This is a genomic window from Comamonas sp. Z1 (assembly GCF_008121555.1).
Lineage (GTDB): Bacteria > Pseudomonadota > Gammaproteobacteria > Burkholderiales > Burkholderiaceae_C > Comamonas > Comamonas thiooxydans.
The window spans coordinates 488,519-503,993 of record NZ_VOQT01000001.1 but is presented as its reverse complement, the minus strand read 5'-3'; the positions used below and the strand labels follow the sequence as shown (position 1 = coordinate 503,993).

15 protein-coding genes are annotated in these 15,475 nt (G+C 61.1%); 13 read left to right on the top strand and 2 right to left on the bottom strand.

All coding sequences use genetic code 11. From position 1 onward, the window contains the following. Positions 1-79 precede the first annotated feature (79 nt). The 4 genes from lgt (at position 80) to FSY45_RS02220 (ending at position 5,339) form a co-directional block, all read left to right on the top strand. Positions 80-922 carry a prolipoprotein diacylglyceryl transferase gene (gene lgt, locus FSY45_RS02235; protein ID WP_003080469.1) on the top strand — a complete coding sequence of 281 codons (843 nt, stop codon included), beginning with the start codon at positions 80-82 and terminating at the stop codon, positions 920-922. Positions 923-1,077: 155 nt separating this feature from the next. Then, entirely contained in the window at positions 1,078-2,493 is a 1,416-nt protein-coding gene (locus FSY45_RS02230) for a malonyl-CoA decarboxylase (protein ID WP_134737291.1), read from the top strand. 113 nt (positions 2,494-2,606) lie between these two features. Beyond that, on the top strand, positions 2,607-3,623 hold the full coding sequence (locus FSY45_RS02225) for a tripartite tricarboxylate transporter substrate binding protein (protein ID WP_148747897.1): 1,017 nt from the start codon (positions 2,607-2,609) through the stop codon (positions 3,621-3,623). 162 nt (positions 3,624-3,785) lie between these two features. Beyond that, the gene (locus FSY45_RS02220; RefSeq protein WP_034361621.1) at positions 3,786-5,339 is read left to right on the top strand and encodes a malonyl-CoA synthase; all 1,554 of its coding nucleotides are present in this window, start codon (positions 3,786-3,788) and stop codon (positions 5,337-5,339) included. Positions 5,340-5,680: 341 nt separating this feature from the next. Here the strand turns inward: FSY45_RS02220 and FSY45_RS02215 are convergent, their stop codons facing one another. Further along, positions 5,681-6,124: a universal stress protein gene (locus FSY45_RS02215; protein ID WP_003063135.1), complete on the bottom strand. Its 444-nt coding sequence runs from the start codon at positions 6,122-6,124 to the stop codon at positions 5,681-5,683. A gap of 188 nt (positions 6,125-6,312) precedes the next feature. Here FSY45_RS02215 and FSY45_RS02210 point away from each other — a divergent pair, with 188 nt between their 5' ends. From FSY45_RS02210 to FSY45_RS02170, 9 genes are all read left to right on the top strand, one after another. Next, positions 6,313-8,697, top strand: coding sequence for a cation-translocating P-type ATPase (locus tag FSY45_RS02210; RefSeq protein ID WP_057094639.1), 2,385 nt, complete (start codon positions 6,313-6,315; stop codon positions 8,695-8,697). Further along, positions 8,697-8,834, top strand: coding sequence for a cbb3-type cytochrome oxidase assembly protein CcoS (gene ccoS / locus FSY45_RS02205; protein ID WP_003056328.1), 138 nt, complete (start codon positions 8,697-8,699; stop codon positions 8,832-8,834). The genes FSY45_RS02210 and ccoS overlap by 1 nt, the downstream gene beginning before the upstream one ends. Before the next feature lie 63 nt (positions 8,835-8,897). Next, on the top strand, positions 8,898-10,334 hold the full coding sequence (gene ccoN, locus FSY45_RS02200) for a cytochrome-c oxidase, cbb3-type subunit I (protein ID WP_034351806.1): 1,437 nt from the start codon (positions 8,898-8,900) through the stop codon (positions 10,332-10,334). Between the two features lie 19 nt (positions 10,335-10,353). Beyond that, positions 10,354-10,986 carry a cytochrome-c oxidase, cbb3-type subunit II gene (ccoO, locus tag FSY45_RS02195; RefSeq protein WP_003063130.1) on the top strand — a complete coding sequence of 211 codons (633 nt, stop codon included), beginning with the start codon at positions 10,354-10,356 and terminating at the stop codon, positions 10,984-10,986. A gap of 17 nt (positions 10,987-11,003) precedes the next feature. Further along, on the top strand, positions 11,004-11,141 hold the full coding sequence (locus FSY45_RS02190) for a CcoQ/FixQ family Cbb3-type cytochrome c oxidase assembly chaperone (protein ID WP_003063128.1): 138 nt from the start codon (positions 11,004-11,006) through the stop codon (positions 11,139-11,141). Between the two features lie 27 nt (positions 11,142-11,168). Continuing rightward, positions 11,169-12,080, top strand: coding sequence for a cytochrome-c oxidase, cbb3-type subunit III (ccoP, locus tag FSY45_RS02185; protein WP_003063126.1), 912 nt, complete (start codon positions 11,169-11,171; stop codon positions 12,078-12,080). An 82-nt stretch (positions 12,081-12,162) separates the two neighbouring features. Then, entirely contained in the window at positions 12,163-13,605 is a 1,443-nt protein-coding gene (ccoG, locus tag FSY45_RS02180) for a cytochrome c oxidase accessory protein CcoG (protein WP_046461910.1), read from the top strand. 126 nt (positions 13,606-13,731) lie between these two features. Continuing rightward, positions 13,732-14,037 (top strand): FixH family protein, encoded by a 306-nt coding sequence (locus tag FSY45_RS02175; RefSeq protein ID WP_003063123.1) that lies wholly within the window; start codon positions 13,732-13,734, stop codon positions 14,035-14,037. Positions 14,038-14,294: 257 nt separating this feature from the next. Beyond that, positions 14,295-14,558, top strand: a complete 264-nt coding sequence (locus FSY45_RS02170) for a hypothetical protein (protein ID WP_003063120.1) — start codon at positions 14,295-14,297, stop codon at positions 14,556-14,558. Between the two features lie 63 nt (positions 14,559-14,621). Here FSY45_RS02170 and fnr read toward each other — a convergent pair whose 3' ends face one another. Continuing rightward, a complete protein-coding gene (fnr, locus tag FSY45_RS02165; RefSeq protein WP_034351808.1) occupies positions 14,622-15,344 on the bottom strand; it encodes a fumarate/nitrate reduction transcriptional regulator Fnr in 723 nt (240 codons plus the stop codon). Between the last annotated feature and the right edge of the window lie 131 nt (positions 15,345-15,475).

Sequence of the window (15,475 nt, the reverse complement as noted above, 5' to 3'; positions counted from 1 at the left end):
GGCTTTGAGCCGGTGAATGAGGCTCTGCAACGTTCTCGGAGCATGCAGTTTTGCAGAAACGTCATCGGCCTGCGGCACAATGCCTGACATGCTGATGTATCCGCACATTGATCCTGTAGCCGTGCAGATTGGCCCGCTGGCCGTGCACTGGTATGGCATTACCTATCTGGTGGCCTTTGGTCTGTTCCTGTTTCTGGGCACGCGCCGACTGCACCACCCTCCATTCAAATACATGACGGGCGAGCGTGCCTGGGCGCGCAAGGATGTGGAGGACATTCTCTTTCTCGGCGTGCTGGGCGTGGTCGTGGGCGGGCGCATCGGCTACTGTCTGTTCTACAAGCCCGGTTACTACCTCTCGCATCCGCTGGAGATTCTTGCCGTCTGGCAGGGTGGCATGAGCTTTCACGGAGGCCTGCTGGGCGTCATCGGCTCCATGATCTGGTTTGCGCGCTCGCGCAAGCGCAACTGGCTGGAAGTCGCAGATTTTGTGGCGCCCTGCGTGCCCACAGGGCTGGCTGCGGGCCGCATCGGCAACTTCATCAACGGCGAGCTCTGGGGGCGTTTTGCGAGTGCGGATTTGCCCTGGGCCATGGTGTTCCCGCAAAGCGGCTCCATGCTGCCGCGTCATCCCTCGCAGATCTATCAGTTCCTGATGGAAGGGCTGCTGCTGTTCATCATCCTGTGGCTTTACGCGCGCAAGGAGCGCAAGCCCGGCCAGGTCGCGGCGGTTTTTCTGATCGGCTATGGGGCCTTCCGCTTCATCGCAGAGTACTTCCGCGAGCCCGACGACTTTCTGGGCATTCTCTCGCTGGGCATGAGCATGGGGCAGTGGCTGTGCATTCCCATGATCGTGGCCGGTGTGCTTATGTGGGTGTGGTGCGGCAAGCGCCAGGCCTACGCAGTTCAGCGGACTACGGCCTGAAGGCCGAATCCTGAAAAACGCAGACTTCGGTCTGCGTTTTTCATGGTGTGGTGTACGAGGCTGAAAAACTGCACATAATGGCTGAAAGCGTTACTGCAATTGCGGTATCTGCTTCTTCAATGAGAGCATGATGGTGCTGGAGCAAGGAGATGCATATGGGGTGGGCAGCTGAGTGGATTGAGCAAACCAAGCTGTGGGTGCGCGGTGCCGAGGGCGAGAAGGGCGACGCCCAGCATCGTCCGCTGGCGCAACGTCTGGAGGCCACCTTGCGTCGTGGGGAGGAGGCGCTGTCGCCGCGCGAGCTGCGCCGCTTGCTGCTGGACATGCAGCAGGTGGCGGATACCGCGCTCAGCGACGTGGAGGGCGGCCGTCACGCGCAGCTGCTGATGGATTGGTATGCCAAGGCCGATCTGGCCGCACGCAAGGACTTCTGGCTGCTGGCGATCGAAAAGTTCGGCCCCGATGCCAAGGCCCTGCAGGCGGCCCGCGAGCGCTACGACAAGGCGGGCAGCGATGTGGAGCGCAGCGAGGCCGAGATGAGCCTGCGCCGTGCCCTGGTTTCGTCGCGCACGCGGCTGCTGCAGCGTTTTGCCCAGCCCAAGGGCGGCATGGGCTTTCTGGTCGACATGCGCGCCGAGTTGCTGGCCTTGCCCAAGGCGGAGCAGCACTATGTGGCGCTGGACGCCGAGCTGGAGCATCTGTTTTCCAGCTGGTTCGATGTGGCCTTGCTGGAGCTCAGAAGCCTGAACTGGGATTCGCCCGCATCGCTGCTCGAAAAGCTGATCAAGTACGAGGCTGTGCACGACATCCGCAGCTGGGCCGATCTGAAGAATCGCCTCGACAGCGACCGCCGCTGCTATGGGTTCTTTCACCCGCGCATGCCCAATGTGCCGCTGATCTTTGTGGAGGTGGCGCTGCTGGACAAGATGGCAGGCAGCATGGCTCCGTTGCTGGACGAGGCCGCGGCGGCTGCCGATCTGGCCAAGGCCAACACCGCCATCTTCTATTCCATCAGCAACACCCAGACCGGACTCAAGGGCGTGAGCTTCGGCGATTCGCTCATCAAGCATGTGGTGGAGACGCTCACCCAGGAGTTTCCCAAGCTCAAGCAGTTCGCCACGCTGTCGCCGATTCCGGGACTGCGCAGCTGGCTGAGCAAGAACGGCGATGCGGCGCTGGCGGAGCTCGACGACAAGCAAAAGGCAGCCCTGGAAAAAGTCGCCGGCGGAGTGAGTGCCGCGCAATTGCTGGCCGCGCTGGACGATCCGGGCTCGCTGCCGGAGAAATCGGTGGTGCGTCAGGCCGCCATGTTTTGCGCCGCGCGCTATCTGGGTCGGGAAACTGCCAAGGGGCGTCCGCTGGATGCCGTGGCACGCTTTCACCTTGGCAACGGTGCGCGCGTGGAGCGCCTGAACTGGGCGGCAGACCTGTCGTCCAAGGGGCTCAAGCAATCCATGGGGCTGATGGTCAACTATCTGTATGACCTCAAGCGCCTGGACAAGCACCGAAGCCTGTTGGCGCAGAGCAAGATTCCCGTTTCCTCGGAGATCGAATCGCTGTGCAAGGGTTGAGTGCATCGCGACTCGCGCTGCGCCCGGCCTGAGCCGGCTTTTGCTGCTGCGTCTTCCAACCACAAGCCTGGCTGCAGCGATGCCTGCTGACCAGGCGCGCAGAGGAGATATAGATGCAGGATTCTTGGGAAAAGAGCGTGGGTTTGCAGCGGCGCACGCTGCTGGGGGCGACGGGGGCTCTGCTGGCGGTTGGGGCATCGGGCTGGACGGGCATGGCCCAGGCATCGGAGTGGCCGAGCAGGCCTGTCAATCTGATCGTGCCTTTTCCTGCCGGCGGCGGCACCGACACCTTTGCCAGGCCTTTTTCTGCCCAGTTCGCCAAGACCTCGGGCAAGGCCCTGGTGATAGACAACCGCGGTGGCGCGGGCGGCACGCTGGGCGCCAGCATTGCGGCCAAGGCCGCACCCGACGGCTACAACTTCTTCATGGGCGGCACCCACCATGTGATTGCGCCATCGGTCTACCCCAAGCTCGAATACGATCTGGAGCGCGACTTCATCCCGCTGGCGCTGCTGGCCAGCGTGCCGCAAGTCGTGGTGGTCAATCCCAAGAAGGTGACGCATGCCAGCTTGCAGGCTCTTGTACAGGATCTGCGTGCCAACCCCGGCAAGTACAACTATGCCTCGGCAGGGCCGGGTTCCTCGCACCATCTGGCGGGCGAGTTGTTCAAGCTGCAGACCAAGACCCAGATCACCCATATTCCCTACAAGGGTGCGGGCCCTGCGCTGCAGGACCTGATCGCCGGCAATGTGGACATGCTGTTCGATGGCCTGGGCTCATCGGCCCAGCATATCAAGGGCGGCCGCATCAAGGCCTTGATGGTGGCGGGCGCCAAGCGCAATCCCGCCTTCCCCGATGTGCCCAGCGCGGCCGAGTGCGGCCTGCCGGATTTCACCGTCACCACCTGGTATGGACTATGGGCGCCCAAGGGCACGCCTGCCGCCGTGCAGCAGCAGATGCTGGACGAGGTGCGCAAGATCGGAGCCGCCGAGGACATCAAGGCTGCCTGGGCCAAGAACGGCGCCGATTACGGCCAGCTGAGCCAGCCGCAGTTTGCCGCCATGGTGCAAAGCGAGATCCAGCGCTGGGCCCATGTGGTCAAGGCGGCGAATGTGAAGATTGACTCCTGAGCCCGCTGGCTGCCTTGCGGGGCGCCCTTTGCCGGCGCCCCATTTTGAAGAAGTGATTTTTTCAGTGCCTGGCGCCACCGGCCAGGCCAGGGCAGGGCCTATGATGGCCGTGGACCTTTTGCTTTCACCGTTTCCGAGTTCGACAGCATCACGATGACCGACATGCCTCAAGCCAATCTTTTCAGCGCGCTGCGCGCTGCGTTTCCTGCGGATCTGACGAAAATCGCCGTGGAGGCCATCGAGCCCGATGGCTCCAGCCTCTACTACACCTGGGCCGATCTGGAGCAGGGCAGTGCACGCATGGCCAATCTGCTGGCCTCGCTGGATCTGCCCGAAGGCAGCCGCATTGCGGTGCAGGTGGAAAAGTCGGTCGAAGCCATGATGCTCTACCTGGCCACGCTGCGCAGCGGCCATGTGTTCCTGCCGCTGAACACCGCCTACCAGAGCGCCGAGATGGAGTACTTCATCACCAATGCCGAGCCGGCCGTGGTGGTGTGCGCCCCCGGCTGTTTTGGCTGGGTGTCCAAGATTGCCTTCAACCACGGCGTGGGCCATGTCTACACCCTGGGAACCGATCGCACGGGCAGCTTGCTGGAGCGTGCGGCCCACCACAGCGACGAGCATCAGGTCGTGCCACGTCGCGCCGACGATCTGGCGGCGATTCTCTACACCAGCGGCACCACGGGGCGCAGCAAGGGCGCCATGCTCAGCCACGGCAATCTGCTGAGCAATGCGGCCATGCTCAAGGTGTACTGGGGCTGGCAGGAAGGCGATGTGCTGATTCACGCGCTGCCCATCTTCCATGTGCATGGCCTGTTTGTCGCCATTCACGGGGCGCTGCTCAACGGCAGTCCCATGATCTGGTTTGCCCGCTTCGAGCCCGAGGCCGTCATGGCGCGCTTCAAGGATGCGACCGTCTTCATGGGGGTACCAACCCTTTATGTGCGCATGCTGGCCGATGCCAGGCTGGACCGCGACATGGCCGCGCACATGCGTCTGTTCATCTCGGGATCGGCTCCCATGCTGATCGAGACCTTCCGCGCCTGGAAGACGCGTACCGGTCACACCATCCTGGAGCGCTATGGCATGAGCGAGACCATCATGCTGACCTCCAACCCTTATCAGGCCGATGCGCGCTACGGCAACGAGGCCGAGCGCCGCGGCGCAACCGTGGGCTTTCCCCTGCCTGGCGTGGGCGTGCGCATTCATGGCGATGACGGCAAAGCCCTGCCCGCAGGCGAGATCGGCAATATCGAGGTGCAGGGCCCCAACGTCTTCAAGGGCTACTGGCGCATGCCCGAGAAGACGGCAGAGGAGTTCACGGCCGACGGCTGGTTCAAGACCGGCGATGTGGGCATGCAGGACGAGCGCGGCTATTTCAGCATTGTGGGGCGCAGCAAGGACTTGATCATCTCGGGCGGCTACAACGTCTATCCGGCCGAGGTGGAGGGCTTCATCAACGATCTTCCCGGCGTGGACGAAAGCGCCCTGGTGGGCGTGCCTCACCCGGACTTTGGCGAGGTCGGCGTTGCCGTCATCGTGCCGCGCAAGGGCGCGCAGCTCGATGGGCTGAAGATTCTGGAGTCGCTCAAAGCCAGGCTGGCCAATTTCAAGGTGCCCAAGCGCTGCTATGTGGTGGACAGCCTGCCGCGCAACACCATGGGCAAGGTCCAGAAGAAGCTGCTGCGCGACCAGTATCAGCAAGAGTTCTCCTGAAGCCGGTCGAAGCGGACGCCAGGCGTTGGTTTTTGGCTGCAGTATTGGCTGCGTTTCAGGCGCTTGTCTTTTGACTTGACTCCTGAAAAGTGAGCTGATTGCGCAGCTTGCAAGACGGATTCAGCATTGAATCGATCCGAAAATAAAGCAGCTTGTACGCAAGCTGCTTTTAATTTGTGAGTGGCAAACGGCGGCCCCTGAGCGGCCTGTCACTGGATATCAGAGGCAAGTCCAGCAAGGGGCGCCCGGCCAGGGGTGCCCGGCGAGGGGCGCCCGGCGCGTCCCCCAGTACAGATGCCGTCCCCTCAAGGGAAGCCGCTAAGCGGCTCAGGGGGATCCGATCAGCGCAGCACCAGCACCGGCACCGGCGAGTGCGTCAGCACATGCTGGGTTTCGCTGCCCAGCAGCAGGCGCTGCAGACCCTTGCGACCGTGCGAAGCCATGACGATCAGGTCGCAGTCATGCTTTTTGGCCATCTCCACAATCGACTCGGCCACCAGGTCTGAGTGGGCGATTTCGGTGGTGACATTGACCTTGCGCTCATGGCCAAAGGCTTTGACGCCGTTCAGCAGGGTCTGGGCCTGATTGGTCCATTGCTCCTCAATGCGCTTGGCTTCCTTGATGTCCAGCAAGTCGCTGCCTTCCAGATAGCTGCGCGGATAGTGCGAGACAACCTTGAGCGCAATCACGCTGGCGCCGCACAAAGCGGCCAGATCCAGGCCTGCATGCACAGCCTTGTCTGAGAGTTCGGTGCCGTCGGTAGCAATCAAAATGCGGTTGTACATAGCTTTCTCCTTAGGTTGCATGCGTTGTAAATACAAGCATATGTCGATTGGGCAGTTAACGGTTGATTAATGTCAAGGTGGGTATCATCTGGCGTCGTTACGCTTGAAACATGTCCCAACACACTACTGTCCAGCCTTCCGCGGCAGAGCATGCTGTTGCTGACACCGGTTTCCTGAACTTGTCCCAGATGCACAGTCATCTGCTGGACGATCCGCAAGAATGGAGCTCGTTTGGTCGCCCCGCCGGCCAGAGCTCCAAGGCCCCAATCTCCGAGAATGCAACCGATTCCCCGGTGTGGGATTCCTTTGTGGTTCTGGAGGGCATGCACTGTGCTGCATGTGCGCTGACCATCGAGGAGGCGCTTCGGGCTGTCCCCGGAGTGCAGGCAGCCGAAGTCAGTGCCGCAACGCGCCGAGCCCGTGTCGAGTGGCGTCCTGCCCAGGTGCTTCCATCGCAATGGATGGAGGCCGTGTCGCGTGCCGGCTATCGCGCCTTGCCCGCGCGCGACGCGTTTGCGCGCGAGCTGCGCCAGGCCGAGACGCGCCGTGCCCTGTGGCGCTGGCTGGTGGCCGGCCTGTGCATGATGCAGGTGATGATGTATGCATGGCCAGCCTACACGGCGCGGCCCGGCGACCTGTCGCTGGAGATGGAGACCTTGCTGCGCTGGGCATCCTGGGTGATTTCTCTGCCCGTGGTGCTGTTTTGTTGCGGCCCGTTCTTCAAGAGCGCGCTCAAGGACATCACCCAGCGCCGCGTGAGCATGGACCTGCCCGTGGCCCTGGGCATGTTGATCACCTTTGTCATCAGCACGCTGGGCACTTTTGATCCCTCCGGTCCTTTCGGTCAGGAAGTCTTCTTCGACTCGCTGACCATGTTTGTCTTCTTCCTGCTCACAGGGCGCTGGTTGGAGCTGCGCCTGCGCGACCGCACGGCCGGTGCATTGGAAGCAGTGATGAACCGGCTGCCGGATTCGGTGCTGCGTCAGCAGTCCGACTCGGGAGAGTTCGTGCGTGTGGCCACGCGCCGTCTGCGTGTGGGTGATGTGGTGCGTGTGCTCACAGGCGAGGCTTTCCCCGCAGACGGCCGGATTCTGCGCGGCACCACCCATGCCGATGAGGCGCTTCTGACTGGCGAGTCCACGCCTGTTTTGCGCGCACAAGGCGATGCAGTCACCGCCGGCAGCTACAACCTGGACAGTGTTGTCGAGGTGAGAGTGGACAGCGTGGGTGAGGGCACCCGCTTTGCGCAGATCGTGAATCTGATGGAAAGCGCTTCGCTGCAAAAGCCAACCCTGGCCCAGTTGGCCGACAAGGTGGCCCGGCCTTTTCTCGTCGTGGTGCTGCTGGCGGCGCTGGCCGCCGCCATCTGGTGGTGGCCCGCCGACCCGGGCAAGGCCATGATGGTGGCCGTGGCCGTGCTCATCGTCACCTGTCCCTGTGCGCTTTCGCTGGCCACGCCCGTGGCCATGCTGACGGCGGCCGGCACCTTGGCTCGCAGCGGCGTGCTGGTGCGCAATCTGCAGGGGCTGGAGGCGCTGGCCGCCGTGGATACGCTGGTGTTCGACAAGACCGGAACGCTGACGCGCGACGGCCTGGTGCTGCGCGCGCTGACACCTGCTGAAGGTCAAAATACTGATGAGCTGCTGGCGCTGGCCGCCTTGCTGGCGCGCCAGTCCATGCATCCTGCTTCCAAGGCACTGGCGCAGGCGGCCGAGGTGGCCGAATTGCCTGCCAGCGCATGGCTGCTGGATTCCGTCCAGGAAATCGCTGGCAGCGGCCTCGATGTCTGGGTGCAGGCGCGCAGCAATACCGCCTTGCGCCGCCATCTTCGTCTGGGCTCGGCCGCGCATTGCGGCGTACCCGAGTTGGCACCGCATGAGCCAGGGCAGAGCGTGGTGTTGGCCGAGGAATCGCAAGATGGCTGGCTGCCCCTGGCGCAGTTCCATCTGAGCGAGGACGTGCGCCCCGAAGCGGCCCAGGTCATTGCCGACCTCAGGCAGCAAGGCGTGACGGTGCAACTGCTCTCGGGTGACCGCTCTGCAGCGGTGCAAACCGTGGCCGCCAAGCTGGGCATAGAGCAGGCGCAGGGCGACTGCAAACCGCAGGACAAGCTGGCCGCCATGCAGGCGGCACAGGCTGCAGGGCATAAGGTTGCCATGGTGGGCGACGGCCTGAATGACGGCCCAGTTTTAGCCGGAGCGCATGTCTCTTTTGCTTTTGGTAAAGCAGTGCCGCTGGCACAATCGCGAGCAGACTTCGTGGTACTGGGAGACAGCCTGGAGTTAGTGTTGCAAAGCCTGTTGCTGGCCCGACGGACCCTGTCCGTGGTGCGCCAGAACCTGGGCTGGGCAGCAGCCTATAACGCGATCTCTATTCCTCTGGCCCTCGTGGGCTGGATGCCTGCCTGGCTGGCAGGGCTCGGCATGGCGCTGAGCTCCTTGCTGGTCGTCGCCAACGCAGCCCGTCTTGCACGTGCGTTGCCGCTGCAGGCAGCCGATAGCAACGCGTCCGCCCCCGCCGCGCACCTTGCGCCGCGGGGCACCGTCATGCCACTGACTCAAGGAGGCCATTGATGGACATTTTGTATGTATTGATTCCGCTGTCGGTTGTTTTGGTCATGGCCATTGTGGCTGCCCTGTGGTGGGCCGTGTACCGGGGCCAGTTCGAGAGCGTGGAACAAGAAGGCGAGCGCATTCTTCGCGACGATTGATGTGGCTCAACGAGTCCGACCAGAAACCAATGAACACTTTGCAAGATATCTAAGAGGTGCCCGATGGAAGCAACAAATAACAATGCTGTCTATTACGACGACACCGTCGTAAGACAGTTCTCTATCATGGCCGTGGTATGGGGGGTGGTAGGTATGGCGGTGGGCGTGTTTATCGCGTCCCAGCTGGCCTGGCCGGAACTCAACTTCGGCATTCCATGGCTGAGCTACGGACGTCTGCGTCCGCTGCATACCAATGCCGTGATCTTCGCTTTTGGTGGCTCGGCGCTGTTCGCGACCAGCTACTACGTGGTGCAACGCACCTGCCAGACCAAGCTGTTCATGCCCAAGTTGGCTAGCCTGACTTTCTGGGCCTGGCAACTGGTTATCGTCGGCGCAGCCATCAGCCTGCCTCTGGGTTACACCCAGGGCAAGGAATACGCCGAGCTGGAATGGCCTCTGGACTTGCTGATTGCCGTGACCTGGGTGTCCTATGCCATCGTGTTCTTCGGCACTATCGGTATCCGCAAGGTCAAGCACATCTATGTGGCCAACTGGTTCTTCGGTGCTTTCATTCTGGCCGTGGCCCTGCTGCACATCGTCAACAATATTTCCATCCCCGCCGGCTGGATGAAGAGCTACTCGGCATACGCCGGCGTGCAGGACGCGATGGTTCAGTGGTGGTACGGGCACAATGCCGTGGGCTTCTTCCTGACCGCCGGCTTCCTGGGCATGATGTATTACTTCATCCCCAAGCAGGCGGGCCGTCCCGTGTATTCGTATCGCCTGTCGATCGTGCACTTCTGGGCGCTGATCTTCACGTACATGTGGGCGGGTCCTCACCACCTGCACTACACCGCTTTGCCTGACTGGACCCAGTCCGTGGGCATGGTGTTTTCGCTGATCCTGCTGGCTCCCAGCTGGGGCGGCATGATCAACGGCATCATGACGCTGTCGGGTGCCTGGCACAAGCTGCGCGACGATCCCATCCTGCGTTTCCTGATCGTGTCCCTGTCGTTCTACGGCATGTCCACCTTCGAAGGCCCGATGATGGCCATCAAGACCGTGAACGCGCTGAGCCACTACACCGATTGGACCGTGGGCCACGTGCACTCCGGCGCTCTGGGCTGGGTGGGTCTGATCACCATGGGCTCTCTGTACTACCTGATCCCCCGTCTGTTCGGCCGCGAGAAGATGCACTCCGTGCCCGCGATCGAGCTGCACTTCTGGATGGCGACCATCGGCATCGTGCTGTACATCGCAGCAATGTGGATTGCCGGTGTGATGCAGGGCCTGATGTGGCGCGCTGTCAACCCCGACGGCACGCTGACCTACACCTTCGTGGAAAGCGTGAAGGCGACCTATCCCTTCTATGTGATTCGCGTGACTGGCGGTCTGCTGTATCTGGGCGGCATGCTGGTGATGGCATGGAACACCTGGAAGACCGCAATGGCCGGCCGTTCCGTCAAGGTGGCAGTGCCTGCCGTGGTGGCTCACGCCTGAGCATTGAGGAGCAAAAGCAATGTCTGATCAAAATAACGCAGCTCCCAAGAGCTTTTCGCACGAGAAGATCGAGACCAGCAACTTTTTGCTGATCGCGCTGACGCTGTTCGTGCTGACCATTGGCGGCCTGGTGGAAATCGTGCCGCTGTTCTTCCAGAAGTCCACGACCGAAGCCGTGGCGGGTCTCAAGCCCTACACGCCGTTGCAGCTGATGGGGCGTGACGTCTATCTGCGCGAGGGTTGCTACAACTGCCACTCGCAGATGATCCGTCCCTTCCGCGCCGAGACCATGCGCTACGGCCACTACTCGGTGGCTGGCGAGTTCGTCTACGACCACCCCTTCCAGTGGGGCTCCAAACGTACTGGCCCCGACCTGCATCGCGTGGGCGGCAAGTACAGCGACGAATGGCATCGCATCCACCTGAACAACCCGCGTGACGTGGTGCCCGAGTCCAACATGCCTGCTTACCCCTGGCTGGAAGCCAACAAGGTGGATGACACGGCCGTGGCAACGCGCATGAGCGCGCTGCGCAAGGTGGGCGTGCCGTACACCGATGCGGAAATCGCCGGTGCTCAGGCCGAGGTCAAGGACAAGACAGAGATGGAGGCAGTGATTGCCTATCTGCAGGTCCTTGGTCGCGCCGTCAAGTAAGAGAGAAAGGGCTGGAAATGGATATCACCACCATGCGTATCGTGGCCACGCTGGCATCGCTGGCGTGTTTCGTGGGCATCTGGTGGTGGGCGTATGCCCGCCGCAACCAGGCCCGTTTTGACGAGGCAGCTCAGGTTCCATTCCTGGAAGACTGAGTCTGATCACCACAACGAGAACATCCCATGAGCGATTTCATTAACAATTTCTGGTCGGTGTATGTCGCGGCGATTACGCTGATCGGCATCTTTGGCTGCTTGCTGCTGCTGATTCTGGTGGCCCGCAAGAAGGTCGTTCCCTCGGGCGACAACACCACAGGCCATGTCTGGGACGAAGACCTGCGTGAACTTAACAACCCCATGCCCAAGTGGTGGATGGGTCTGTTCGTGATCACCGTGGTTTTCAGCCTGGGCTATCTTGTGGTCTACCCAGGTCTGGGCGGCTTCGGCGGCAAGCTGGACTGGAGTCAGACCGGCGCCTACGACAAGGAAATGGCCAAGGCCAAGGCGGACCTGGAGCCTCTGTATGCCAAGTTCACCAGCATGCCCACCGAAGAAATGGCCAAGGACCCTCAGGCCATGGCCATTGGCGAGCGTCTGTTCATGAACAACTGTGCGCAATGCCACGGCTCTGACGCTCGCGGCAGCAAGTCCTTCCCGAATCTGGCGGACGGCGACTGGTTGCATGGCGGATCTCCCGAGAAGATCAGGGAGACCATCACCAACGGCCGTATCGGCATGATGCCGCCCATGGCGGCAGCCGTGGGCTCGGCGGAGGATGTGCGCAACGTGGCGCACTATGTGCTGAGCCTGTCGGGCAGCCCTCACGATGCCGTCAAGGCTTCGCAGGGCAAGTCCAAATTCGTGGCCTGTGCGGCTTGTCACGGCATGGACGGCAAGGGCAACCCCGCGCTGGGAGCTCCTAACCTGACCGATGACATCTGGCTGCATGGCTGGGGTGAGGCGGCAATCGTCAACATCGTCAACAACGGCAAGCACAATGAGATGCCTGCCCAGAAAGAGAAGTTGACGGAGGCGCAAATTGCCGTGCTGGCTTCCTATGTCTGGAGTCTTTCGAATACGCAAAACCAGAAGTAATGCGTTTTTAAAAGGCGGTGCCCTGGCACCGCCTTTTTCGCGTTTCAATTTTCAGTAATTACAAAAATATTAAGGAACTGCGATGCCGTGCGATCAGGGGAAGCCCCGAAAAGTCATACCGATCACGCCTGAGCCTCATGAGGGTGGGCCTGAGTTGGTGCCTATGTTCGCTTCCGAGCAAAAAGTGTACTCACGCTCTATTAGCGGCGTGTTCTCACGTTGGCGCTGGGCCATGGTGTTTCTGACCCAGATCGTCTTCTACGGCCTGCCCTGGCTGCAGTGGGGCGAGCGCCAGATGGTGCTGTTCGATCTGGGGGCCCGGCGCTTCTATCTGTTCGGACTGGTGCTGTACCCGCAGGACTTCATCTATCTGACGGGGCTGCTGATCATCAGCGCACTGGGGCTGTTCCTGTTTACCGCCGTAGCCGGGCGTCTGTGGTGTGGCTTCTCCTGTCCGCAGACGGTCTACACCGAGATCTTCATGTGGATCGAAAGCAAGGTCGAAGGCGATCGCAGTGCCCGCATGCGTATCGACAAGAGCGGCTGGACTTTGGAGAAGATCTGGAAAAAGTCGCTCAAGCAGTTTCTCTGGATCGCTCTGTCTCTTTGGACAGGTTTCACCTTTGTCGGCTACTTCGTGCCCATCCGTGAGTTGGGTGTGGAGTTGATGGCCTTCCAGGGCAGCTGGCAGATTTTCTGGGTGGCGTTCTACGGTTTCGCCACCTACGGCAACGCCGGCTATATGCGCGAGCAGGTCTGCAAGTACATGTGTCCCTATGCACGCTTTCAGAGTGCCATGTTTGACAAGGACACCATGATCGTCAGCTACGACGCCGAACGTGGTGAAGCTCGCGGCCCGCGCAAGAAAGACGTCGACTACAAGGCACAGGGCCTGGGGGACTGCATAGATTGCAAGCTTTGCGTTCAGGTCTGCCCCGTGGGCATCGATATCCGCAAAGGGTTGCAGTACGAATGCATCGGCTGCGGTCTGTGCGTCGATGCCTGCAACTCCGTGATGGACAAGATGGAGTATCCGCGTGGCCTGATCCGGTTGACCACTCAGAATGCCGTGGCCAAGGCCTGGAAGCAGGTGCAGGTGATTCGCCGCATTTTCCGCCCGCGTGTGCTGATCTACTCGGCCGTGCTGGTGGCCCTCAGCGCTGCCATGATCGCCAGTCTGGTGCTGCGCGAGCCGCTCAAGGTCGATGTGATTCGCGACCGTGCTGCGCTTTCGCGCATCGTGGCGGGCGGCAAGCTGGAGAACGTCTACCGTCTGCAGATCATGAACGCCACCGAGTCCGAGCAGCGCTACCGTATCAGCGCCGTGGGCCTGGAGAATCTGGAAGTCGCATCCGAGCAGGAAGTGAGCGTTGGCCCTGCAGAGACGCGCGGCATTGCGGTGCGGCTGCAGATTCCGTATGGCTCAGCAACTCCCGGCTCGCACCCCGTACACTTCAATGTGGATGCAGTGACTGCCGGAGCAGGGCGTATTTCCGAGAAGACGGTGTTCCTGGTGCCGCGTTAATGCCAGGTCTTGACGGTCTTCGTGAGCCATCACGGAGGCCGGACAAGGGCACCGCCAATCGGCAACAATTTATGCCACCCTGCCGTGTGTGTCTGGGTGGTCAGAATTTTGGAAAGAGGTTTCATCATGTCGGCAGCACAAGCCAAGGTCTCGCAAACGGCCAAGATCATCCACCCCGAGGACGGCAAGCCCTGGTGGAAGTTTGCCCATGTCTGGCTCATCATCGCCGGCCCGGTGATCGTGGTGATTGCCGGCTTTGTCACCGCATACATCGCACTGAGCAGGCCTGATCCCGTGATTGACCCTGACTACTACCGCCATGGCATGGAAATCAACCAGCGCCTGAGCGAAAGTGAAAAAAGCCTGGCCCCAGCAGTCACCGGCCGCAATCATGCGGCCACGCCAGCCAAGGACCATCCGCTGGATCGCTGAGCGCTCCGGCGCTTGCTCCGCCAAGGTCGCTTTTGCGGCCTTTTTTGTTGCCGATATCAAAATCAGAGCGTGTTGCGCATGCTCTGCCTAACGTTGATGTAGAAGCAAATGGTTTTTTGATATCCAGATGGCGCAGGATGCTACTGAAAAGAGAGTGGTTCAGGGTTTCCCGCCACGGTGCATGCCCGCAGTCCTGCATGAACGGTCACCACTGTTGTGCAAAATATGACCAAGCCCACAGCCCAAGGAGAATCAGGATGGATGCTCGACGCTGGATGTGGATTGTTTGGCCGGCCTTTCTGGCGGCGGCAATCATGGAGATGGTGGTTTTCGCCTTTGTGGACCCGCTGGATGTGCACTGGCTGGGCTCCCCCCTGGACTGGTCGCGCCAGGCCATCTATACGGTCGCTTTTTTTGCCTTCTGGGTCGTGACCCTGATCGGAGGTGCGATGACGGTGATGCTGGGGCGCTCCGTCAGCGATCTCAATGGCGGCATCGTTTCCGAGCCTCTGCCCGATTAATTCGCACAGACAAAAAAGCCCGCTGTCCGCGGGCTTTGTCTTGAGAGTGTCTGTCGACTCGGTTCAGTTCTGGCATTGCTGGCTGTTGACGATGCGTTTGAGCGCCTCGGTATCCAGGATGCGCAGGTGGCGCTGCTTGACTTCCACAATGCCTTCCTCTGCAAATTTGGAGAAAGTGCGGCTCACGGTCTCGAGCTTGAGGCCCAGGTAACTGCCGATTTCTTCGCGCGTCATGCGCAGCACCAGTTCCGACTTGGAAAAGCCGCGTGCCGACAGGCGCTGGACCAGGTTCAACACAAAGGCCGCCAGGCGCTCTTCGGCACGCATGCTGCCCAGCAGCAGCATCACGCCATGCTCGCGCACGATTTCGCGGCTCATGACCTTGTGCACATGGTTCTGCAGGGCAGTGACCTCGCGCGAGAGCTGCTCCAGTTTGTCAAACGGCATGACGCAAACCTCGGCGTCTTCCAGGGCCACGGCATCACAAGTGTGGTGGTCGTTGACGATGCCGTCCAGACCAATGATTTCGCCAGCCATCTGAAAGCCTGTGACCTGATCGCGTCCGTCTTCGGTGGCCACGCTGGTCTTGAAGAAGCCGGTTCGTATGGCATACAGCGAGGTGAACTCTTCGCCATTGCGAAACAGCAGACCGCCGCGCTTGACCTTGCGGCGCGTGGCCACAATCTCGTCAATGCGCTCCATTTGTTCATCGTCCAGGCCCATGGGCATGCACAGTTCACGCAGATTGCAGTTGGAGCAGGATGCTTTGATGGTCTGAAGATTCATGGGCTTTTTGCAACGGCGCAGACAGACACGGAGTGGAGAGTCGCGCTGGTCATTGACCTCGTGGTTGAAGATGAGATGGATCAAATTGTCGCAGCACTTGCCTTGAGGTCTCTTGATTTTCATCAAGGACA